The following is a 9,171-nucleotide window of genomic DNA, read 5'->3' as shown; positions in this document are numbered from 1 at the left end:
CGCCGTCTCTCGTAGTCACGCGCTGATGAATAGCGGGTACCGAGATTTCCTCGTCTAAAAAGGCGTCGCAACCCGCGCTGTAATCAGCCGGCGAACAGTTGCTTGCAACCGGTTGTCACCATCCAATTCGCGCGATCGATATGGCTGCGAACAGCCTTGCGGGCACGGATCGGTTCAAGGGCCGGGTCGATGCCGAGAATGAGTTCGGCCATTTCCTCTACGCTGGCATTATCGACGCAGGCGTCGAGGATGCGCAGGTAAATGGTGCGATGTTGCCTGTCGTAGCCCGTGATGCTGTCTGACCAGGGGACTTCGTCGCGCAGTGTTGAGCTTTGAGTCCCATCTGTTCCCGTTGATCGATTCATGTCTGCCGTGAACCTCGCATGTTGATCGCTGGATTCAAGGCAAAATATCCCAAAATGGGATAATCCGAAACCGACATTAGTGGCTGAGCCGGTCTTTACCTGACCGGTTCGCCTACATGCCCAAATCTCTTCGATCTCCCCGCCACCAGCGGTTCTGGCCCAGCTGACATCGCTGCGCAATGCAAAAGGCATGACCCAGGAGCAGGTGGCCGAGAAGCTTGGCCGGCCGCAATCCTTCGTGGCCAAGTATGAGGGTGGAGAGCGGCGTCTCGATGTCATTGAGTTTCTCGACGTAACCGCGGCCCTTGAGGCTGACCCGTGCGAGATCCTGTTGAGCCTACGATCATAGCTGGCGCCGGCGGGCTCGCGAAGCGCACCGGCTGCCGCGACCGCCGGCTCTTCTTCGGCAAGCTCATGCGTCTCAGGCATCCAGCGCGCCGCTGACGGGCGGCAGCCTTTCGGCTATTGAATGACGTGGCGCCTGACCGACCATTCTTCGTGCGCTCGGATCACTAGCTGGAAGCATCCCGCCTTCGCTGAGGCGCTCTTCGGCAAACGGGGTGCGTCCAGTCCGACTGGAATTATCCTCGATTACGTGCGCGACGCATCCGCGTCTCTTGTGACAGCGCGACTGCGTGGCCGCTCCGGGTCCTCTTCGTTCCGGTGTTTCGAATGTGGTCCGCCTTCTACGGCGGCCTTTCCGGTCGCTTTCGCCCACCCCGCGTCCGGGGGGAGGGCGCGATTGGCGAACGGAGGACCAGACAATGCGTGCAAACAATAAGTTTTCCGGCAGCCGAGAGGCTGGCGCCGCCAAGGGCGGGCGCTCAGGCGCTTGCCTCATCAGCAGGTCAAACCGCGTCATTGCCGAACTCGAGCGCGGCTCCGTCCCATGGTCCAAGCCCATGCGAAATTTGTATGTGGCTTAGCGGCCCCCGCGGGCTCTATCTGCACGCCCATCTTGCGTCCAGATCACTAGCATATGCAAACTGAATTTGACATAGGCTGCGCGGCCATCAATCCTCACGAACACCCCGCAGATAGGCGTCCCAACTTTGTAAAAGGGCTTGAACGCCTACGCCGCAAATGCGGTAGCAGCATGCAAGACTGAAATTTTGAGCGAGCTTATGATAGAACCTGAATTGGCCTGCACCTCTCGACAACGTTCAGGCACTTCGAGGTGATGCGGTCGATCGAGCACACTCGAACTCACGGACGGTAGTACCTCGAGGGCCTCGCTTCCGATCCGCGCGAACTCCGGCCGGGATGAGGGTTTCGCCGGACCGGCCGACCACGTTTGAGCGCAGAGACAAGGCTGCCGACACGATGCGCTCACATTAATTGACATGAACAGCGGCACCTCCCGCTTCGAAGAGGCGCTGTTCACATCGACGGTCGTGGTGCTGCATCGCGGGCGGATTGTCTGTAAGCGTTGAGCCGCACCTGACACATACGTCCTGATCCGTCACGAAGTCTTACGCCGGCGCGATACGACGCGGACGTGAAGAGAGCTAGTCTTAGCCGTCCGCAGGAATGAGCAGACCGTATTCCGTTATTTGCAGAGGCCGTGTTGGCGGATTTACGAATCTTCTGGTACTCCGCGACGCATAGTCCGACGTTTGCAGCCTGACGTTGTGTTATGTCTTTGCTGTTTAGAGGACGACGTGCCTTCTACCGTCGCGGGAACAGTGCTGAATTCGGGGCGGTAAATTGAGTCTTTGGTATCTGGATTATAATGGGGATGCTTGGGAAGGCATTTGCAACGTTCTCCTCGGCACGAAATACGGGACGGATTATCAGCCCATCGGCGACAAGGGTGGCGATCTAGGATTGGACGGGCTCAATCTACGAGCCGGTACGGCATACCAGGCGTACGGGCAGGAGCCTGAAAACAAGGATCCAGTATCCGGCGTTCGCAAAAAGATCGGAACTGACCTCAAGAAGCTGCAACTGAACGAAAGCGAAATAGCCGCGATCATTGGTAGTAAGAAGCTTCGGAACTGGGCCCTGCTCCTTAACAAGGAAATTCCCCACAACGACCTGCATCGATACGCAAAGCAAAAAGAGACAGAGGTCAAATCGTGGGGCCTTTCCATCATAGATCCGGACTTTCAAGTATCCATTCAGACACCATCGTTTCTTGAGACGGAATGGCTGGAGTATCAAAAACGGCGCGACGACAGGATAGAAGTCACGGTTGAGGATCAGCCCGTCCCCGCGCTCGTCGTTTTGCGACAAAATGAAAATTTTAAGCTCGTCTATGAAAAGTTCCGTGTCATTACGGACAATGATGAGGAGGCTGAGCAACTTGCCTATTTCGAATTGAAAAACTTTCTGGAAAATTCGATTCAGCTCAGCGAAATCCAACGCCGAGAACCTGACTTCTTCAGCCAAATTGAGGAAATTCGTTCAGACATCGAAAATGATGCCGAGCAGGGCAGCATCGCGGTCGGCTCCTGGAACTCATTCTCCCACGTTAAAACGACGCTCGAGGCCCGTCTCAACGCTGTCGTAGGCAGCCGTCTCGGCACCAAGACGCTGAGCAGGATCAGGAAGTTTACGATTGCAGACTGGCTGGTTCGCTGCCCTTTGAGGTTTAAGAGGAAAAGGTCGCTGCAGTGAACCCTGCCGAAAAGATCGAAATCGAGTTCACCCAGCGACCCGTCGATGTGCCCGCCGACCTAAGGCTCTATCGGCGGCTAGCCATGGTCTGCATCTCCGTGTCGGAATGCTGCCGCGCCGGCTCCGCATCGTTCAAGCAGCTTCATTTTATCAATTCGCTATTCATAAACGAGGATTTCCGAGGTCCGTACATGGAGTTCAGATCGGTCAGATTTTCGCCAAGGATCCTTGCGCCGTCTGCCGACCCCTACCTGAACCGATGTGTGAACTATGCCATGGGAGCGGGTCTCCTCGATCAGAAGGACGTTCAGCGTGGCTTTAGGGTGGAACTGACCGATAAGGGAACGGACTTTGTGAAAAGCCTCAGGAGCCAACAACTGGCGATGGACGTATTTGCACTGGCCAGGGAAGTAGGCAGGATCTCTGAGAACGAAGTTCAGACCGTCATGAGGGAGGGCATCTAAATGCATCTCAGATATAGTCGAGTTCGCCTCGAGGCGAAGCTTTTCAACGGTAAGCTCGCCTCATGCGAGGTCGAACTTCGTCCCGGCGCAAACCTCATCCTGACGGACAGCAACACACAAGGCAAAAGCACGCTCGTCAACGCTCTCGCGGTCGGGCTAGGATTAGACGATCTCGTGAAAGGCAATGTTGCCGCTCTGGTAAAGGACACATTGAGGGGCGCACAAGGGGATCAAAGGATTGTCGAAGCGGCAATTCTCCTCGAGATTGCCAACGCTTCTAATGAACTCTTGACCATCCGTCGATCCGTCAAACCGGAATTGTCACGCGGGATGCTGGTTCGGCGCGGGCCGCTCAGCCAATGGAGCGAGGCCGGATTGGAGGAATATTATTTGGGGTCAGGATCTTACACGGACACTAGAGGTTTCCACCGTTTGCTCTCCGAGTTCATCGGCTTCCCGGAGGTTCAAGTTATCTCTCAAGACGACGGCGTGATGCGGCTTTACCTGGAATACATATTCTCCGCGATTTTCATCGAACAAAAGCGCGGATGGGCGGATATCATGGCGAACATGCCTTATTATCGGGTCCGTGATCCCAAGAAATCCACCATCGCCGAACTTCTGGGACTCGACTACATCAGGAACAATCTGCAACGGAATGCCCTTAGGCTGGACGACCAACGGCTGAAGGCGCGCTACGACACCGGAATCGCCATTCTTAGACGTCACGTAAACGGCAGACAGTTTTCAATTAAGGGTATTCCCTCGGACATCGGCGTAGGTTCATTCAGCCCGCAGATATTCAGAGTGACGGAGGGAGAAAAACAGCAATCCCTGGCAGATTTGCTGTCAGCCGCTGAGGCAGATCTCGCCAGCAAAATCGCACTAGCCGATCTTACGCCTCCAGATCCTAGCCTGCAAAGTCGGATAGACGAGATCTCAAAAAGGGTCACAGCGCTGGTCACCAGGAAGAGCGAGCTCGACAACGCGATAGCGGCCATTCGCGGCAACGTTCGTCGTTATCAGCAGCGTCTGGAGGTGCTCGCACGGGACCTGCAAAAGAACAAGGAGGAGCTGAAAATCCGCCGGTTGTTCAATCGGGACGAATGGGCGATCACAAGTGCGTGCCCGGTTTGCGAGCAGTCGATGGATGGCACGCTACTGTCGCAGATGCGCAGCTTTCCGACCATGTCAATCGATGAAAATGTCGAATACATTACCGACCAACGAAACCTCTTGCAGGATATCATTAGCGTCGAGATCGCCAGGCGTGAGCGTCACCAGGTCGAATCAGAGCAGCTTGGAAACGAAATCAGTATTGCTCTGACCCAGCAGTCGGAAATCCAAAAAAGCCTGGCTGGTGCAATTCCATCGGAACTAATGGCGCGTGCCCGCGACATCGCGCGAATAGAGAACGCGATAGGGAGCTATCGCGATCTGCTCGACCAGACTAGCAGCGAGCTTGCCGCTCTTCTGAACCTTTGGAACGAGTATCTTGACGTTGCTGGAAAGCTTTCGAAACTGAGGAGTGACCTGAGCGCTGACGACCAAAGCCTTCTACGGCAATTCCAAAGAACGTTCAGAGATTATCTCGGGCGCCTAGGTTTCAATTCTTTCGAGATCGGCTCCATGGTGATCGATGAGGGCTCTTTCATGCCGAGAGTCATCGTAAACGATCGTGACCGGCGAGTTCGGGCCGATTTCGGGACCTCGGCTAGTGACTGGATCCGCATCATAACGGCCTTCGTGCTCGCCCTTCACGCCAGCCGTGATAACTCCCAGAAAAGCAACCATCCGAATCTGACTGTTTTCGACGAGCCTGCCCAGCAGAACATCGACCGACAAGATTACCTCAAGTTCTTCGATATCGTCGCAGACGTTTGCAGGAAGGGGGGGCAGGTTATCGTTGCCGCGACTGACAAGGATCACGCGGTTCGGGCGAGGGCACAAGGCCTTCACATGCACGTCATCGATTTCGGTTCAGAGTATATTCTGCGATAGAGCTTCATCGCCTCCTCGTGCCTTTTGCTAACGGCCCACAGTGCGCCAAGTATCATTCTGCGCAGTATCCGCATCACGACGATTGCTGGCGCGGCGCTTCATCGACGAGGGGCTGCGGGCTACATCACTCCGAAACCGCAGTCGTTCAGCCGTTCATGGGGGAGCCCGGGAGCGGCTGCCATATTCTCGACGATACCGCGTATCTGTGCCGCAGTAGGGTTCGGCTCGGCTTGTGAGCAAAAGCCTACCGCCCCCGAGATGCAAGGGCTCTCCTAACCCGTGTCGTTCATCCAAGGGCTCGGCATCACCGCCTAGGTCTGCGGCAAGCATTTCGGTGCAGGCGACGTTTGGGGCCTTGCGGCGCGTGCGGGTCGCTGACTTGAGGTGATGTGAGCCCGGCGGCCCCCTCGTCGAGGTTGGTCACCGAAATAACGCGCTGACCGGTGGCGAGCGGACTGACCGAAGACGTATCCACATTCTGACTTCGCCGAAAGAATGATACGGGCCATCCCCGAGGTCGGCCGGATCGTTGCGCTCGACCCAGGCGTGAAAGATATCATCGCGAAACGAGGCTTTGGAGTCGAACCTCAGATCCCCGACATTACGCCAACGACTCAACAGGGGTGTGAATAGATCGAGATGTAGTTCGCTGTTGGCCGGTGATGAACCTCGTTGTAGATGCTGAGCATCGTGAGATCGGAAGCTGTAAGTTCCAAGGAACTCGCCTGGTTCGATCGGGCCCGATCCGATCGCCGTTCGGGCCGGATGATAGAATGCCTGCCGTTCGTACCCAAGATCGCTCTCGTTTCCCGAGGCGTCTTTGATGCGCTCGCCGATCGGTTCCCATTCGAGTACGTGGTCCCGGCCTTGGAATACGTGAACCGGGTTGGTTGGAGCGAAACGTAAGTCAACTAACGAACCCACGCATATTGGTAGGTATGACGAGGTTGAGAACTAGCTATGTTCTCTCACGGAGAACAAGTTGTGGAATGAGCCATTGAACCTCGTCCCCTAGAAGCGCTTTGCCGATCCCACCGATGCGCTCCTTAGTGGTGGGGACGCGAAGTGGCGAAAGTATACTTGGATTTGGCCGAGGCCTCAATGGCACCTCCGTGAGGAGGAGGTTTGCGGCGAGAACAGTGAGCCTCGTAGCTGAGCGCTCGTCAACACGCCGCCGACTTTCGTTGAAGTAATTGCTGGTGAATCGCGTCCGGAAGCTCAAGGACTGCCCATCAGCTCCAAACTCAGGATTAAGAAGGTACACACGATGGTCGATAGGGTTTTTGATCGCAGTAACGCTCTCTATGTGAAGACAGTTCCCGGAAAAGGGCGTGGTTTGTTCGCCAATATTAATTTTAATATTGGAGATTTAATTGAGCGAGCTCCAACGTGGGAATTTGACGATCGACAAGCAAATCTCATAAATCTCACAGGGGTACTTCAATATTACTTCGTTCGGGGCGACAAAAATCAAAAAATCGGTCCTTTGGCGCGCTATGTTGTTTTTGGACTCGCGTCGTTGGTAAATCATTCTGTGAACCCTAATTCAGAAACGGTTTGGGCTGATGAAGAATCCGGCGCATGGGCCAGCCTTGTAGCAATTAGAGACATAAAGGCGGACGAGGAAATAACGCAAACATACACGAACATCTCTGATTATCCGAAGACTATTAAGTTCGTTGAATGATGTGCGACAGCCAGAACGAAGAGGTCATATTTGGCAAAACTCGGAAAAACATCCTTAATTTACTTGTAACAACGAAGGTTCAATGTGGAGAATAGCATGTCAGACATTTTTGCCTATGACGAGAGTAGGGCTTCCACATATGAAAAATTTACCAGCTTATTAGGGAAAGTTGCGGAGGCAGACGAAACTGCTGCCCTCCTCGAGCAACTTTCCAGAGGAGGAGTGGCTCTTGAGCTCGGTATTGGCAATGGGCGCGTGGCGGTGCCGTTGAGCGAGCGGGGAGTCAGGGTCGAAGGCATCGACAATTCAGACAGCATGTTAAAACTTCTCGCCAAACGTACTGATGTGATCAAAGCCTGGAAGGGGGACATTTCCGATTTCAGCTCAGAACAACGCTACGATTTGGTCTATTGTGTTTATGGCACATTCACCCTGCTCTCCACGCGCGAAGAGCAAATAGCCTGCCTTCGATCGGCTGCGGAGGCGCTAACAGAGAAGGGGGTTGTGGTAATAGAAGTTCGTGTTCCACCCTTGGACGGTTTTGTCGGCGGCCAGAAAACTACTACGATGTACGTTGATCATGAGAATACCTTTGTCAATGCGGTACTCCATGACCCAGTAAACCAGAACTTGACTTCAACCATCCTCTGGTTTTCTGGTACATCCGTCAGACGTTTACCACAACGCGTTCGGTACGTTTATCACCAGGAGCTCGATACAATGGCCGAATGCGTTGGGCTGGAGCTGGCGGAGCGTTGGGGAGATTGGGCGAGGGGCGCGTTCACCAATGAATCCAAAGGTCACATCTCAGTTTACCGGCGAACCAGCTTGTAGTTGGTGACCTGCCTCTGAAGTTCGTCTTAGTGAGAGCCTCGGCGGTCAGCCGATGCCAATCTTTGGGCCGCCCTTGGCCGGACGCTGCCTGGGGCCATACCTCAACCTTGGGCCGGTACTTGCGCCGACTCACGTTCAAAAATGGCGCTGGCCGCGCGGTAAAGACCGCCCTGGTCTAAGTCCCCGCCATGCCCAGCGGCTACACCTATAACGGTTTGATCGATCCGTCCGGCCTGGGCATCATCGAAGAGACCTGGCCAAGACCGACATGACGCCTACCAATGCTGGGCACCACGTGACCACTGGCTGGTCGACAAAACTGCCACGGGCGCGCGGGCTAATTCATTCTGCTGTCTCAGTTGCCTCCTTTCTGTCACAGGGCCCGCGATTGCTGCTCAAAGCTCATCCCTCGCAAAGCCCTTATCTGGCGGCCTCATGTCGCCCCGAGACGACCGCGCTCTCGGTAAACGATACCTATTGGCAACTTGGCGTCCGTTCGGCGAGTAGAAGAGTGACATGATAACAGTGCTTCTTGATCGCATTGAACGGGGAGGCCAGCATTTCGATTCGCCCGGAGATTACGCCCATCCCCTGCGCTCGCGCTCGAGCTGAATCCAGTCGAACACGTGGCATCCGCACCAATTGGCTCGTGAACCGCGCCTTCGAGGTCCAGAAGGCCGTTTATTAGGCCCGGCCTGCGAGCTTCGGTACTATGATACGCTGCTGGATGCCGAACGGCTCGAATCGAAAGTCAAGCCCGCATTCGCTCGCCCTTCGGGTCATACATCGGTTCGAGGGAGATTTCCGCCGCAAAGCGCTCGCCGGCTATCTCAATCTCGTAAGAAGCGGAGAGCAGAGCTGCCTCGCTTTCGTCCTTGCACGGTACATAGCCAAGGCCGAGGGATCCACCGAGCGTGTGCCCGTAGTCTCCGGAAGTGATTGTTCCGGCGATCCGACCGTCTCGGAAAACGACTTCGTTCTTATGAAGTAGAGGGGCAGGATCTTTAAGGCGGAACTGAACCAACCGACGGTCGAGGCCCGCCTCAAGTTTTCTCAGCACCGCATCGCGGCCGATATATCGAGGCTTTGCCGTCTTGACAGCGAAGCCCAGCCCCGCTTCGAGCACGTGATCCCCGCTGCCAACATCATCGGGGAGGTGCCGACATGCCTTCTCCATGCGGCACGAGGCGATGGCATGAAG

General features: G+C 55.3%; 8 protein-coding genes. 6 read left to right on the top strand and 2 right to left on the bottom strand.

Features of this window, described 5'->3' with window-relative positions; translation table 11 throughout:
- Window positions 1-83: 83 nt before the first annotated feature.
- Window positions 84-365 (bottom strand): DUF2285 domain-containing protein, encoded by a 282-nt coding sequence (locus EOA86_RS10945; protein ID WP_091597932.1) that lies wholly within the window; start codon window positions 363-365, stop codon window positions 84-86.
- 190 nt (window positions 366-555) lie between these two features.
- Between EOA86_RS10945 and EOA86_RS10940 the strand changes: the two genes are divergently transcribed.
- From EOA86_RS10940 to EOA86_RS10915, 6 genes are all read left to right on the top strand, one after another.
- Window positions 556-714: a helix-turn-helix transcriptional regulator gene (locus EOA86_RS10940; protein WP_245497214.1), complete on the top strand. Its 159-nt coding sequence runs from the start codon at window positions 556-558 to the stop codon at window positions 712-714.
- A 1,358-nt stretch (window positions 715-2,072) separates the two neighbouring features.
- Window positions 2,073-2,984: a hypothetical protein gene (locus EOA86_RS10935; protein ID WP_091597930.1), complete on the top strand. Its 912-nt coding sequence runs from the start codon at window positions 2,073-2,075 to the stop codon at window positions 2,982-2,984.
- Window positions 2,981-3,448, top strand: a complete 468-nt coding sequence (locus tag EOA86_RS10930) for a hypothetical protein (RefSeq protein WP_128341634.1) — start codon at window positions 2,981-2,983, stop codon at window positions 3,446-3,448. Before EOA86_RS10935 ends, EOA86_RS10930 begins: the two co-directional genes overlap by 4 nt.
- The gene (locus tag EOA86_RS10925; protein ID WP_128341632.1) at window positions 3,449-5,449 is read left to right on the top strand and encodes a hypothetical protein; all 2,001 of its coding nucleotides are present in this window, start codon (window positions 3,449-3,451) and stop codon (window positions 5,447-5,449) included.
- A gap of 1,267 nt (window positions 5,450-6,716) precedes the next feature.
- Window positions 6,717-7,136: an SET domain-containing protein-lysine N-methyltransferase gene (locus tag EOA86_RS10920; RefSeq protein ID WP_128341630.1), complete on the top strand. Its 420-nt coding sequence runs from the start codon at window positions 6,717-6,719 to the stop codon at window positions 7,134-7,136.
- Between the two features lie 96 nt (window positions 7,137-7,232).
- Complete coding sequence (locus EOA86_RS10915) at window positions 7,233-7,970, top strand: class I SAM-dependent methyltransferase (protein ID WP_128341629.1); 738 nt, start codon at window positions 7,233-7,235, stop codon at window positions 7,968-7,970.
- A 751-nt stretch (window positions 7,971-8,721) separates the two neighbouring features.
- On the opposite strand, the gene EOA86_RS10910 is transcribed toward EOA86_RS10915, so the two are convergent.
- The coding region (locus EOA86_RS10910) for a glycine cleavage T C-terminal barrel domain-containing protein (protein WP_164891674.1) at window positions 8,722-9,171 on the bottom strand (450 nt) is incomplete at its 5' end.

Source organism: Mesorhizobium sp. M5C.F.Ca.IN.020.32.2.1 (assembly GCF_004023105.1).
GTDB lineage: Bacteria > Pseudomonadota > Alphaproteobacteria > Rhizobiales > Rhizobiaceae > Mesorhizobium > Mesorhizobium wenxiniae.
The sequence above is the reverse complement of the archived record's forward strand: the minus strand, read 5'-3'. Positions and strand labels throughout refer to the sequence as shown.

Excerpts from the sequence above, each read along its gene's own strand:
- EOA86_RS10925 (WP_128341632.1), top strand. The coding sequence starts at position 3,449 with ATGCATCTCAGATATAGTCGAGTTCGCCTCGAGGCGAAGCTTTTCAAC.
- EOA86_RS10915 (WP_128341629.1), top strand. The coding sequence starts at position 7,233 with ATGTCAGACATTTTTGCCTATGACGAGAGTAGGGCTTCCACATATGAA.
- EOA86_RS10920 (WP_128341630.1), top strand. The coding sequence starts at position 6,717 with ATGGTCGATAGGGTTTTTGATCGCAGTAACGCTCTCTATGTGAAGACA.
- EOA86_RS10945 (WP_091597932.1), bottom strand. The coding sequence starts at position 365 with ATGAATCGATCAACGGGAACAGATGGGACTCAAAGCTCAACACTGCGC.
- EOA86_RS10940 (WP_245497214.1), top strand. The coding sequence starts at position 556 with ATGACCCAGGAGCAGGTGGCCGAGAAGCTTGGCCGGCCGCAATCCTTC.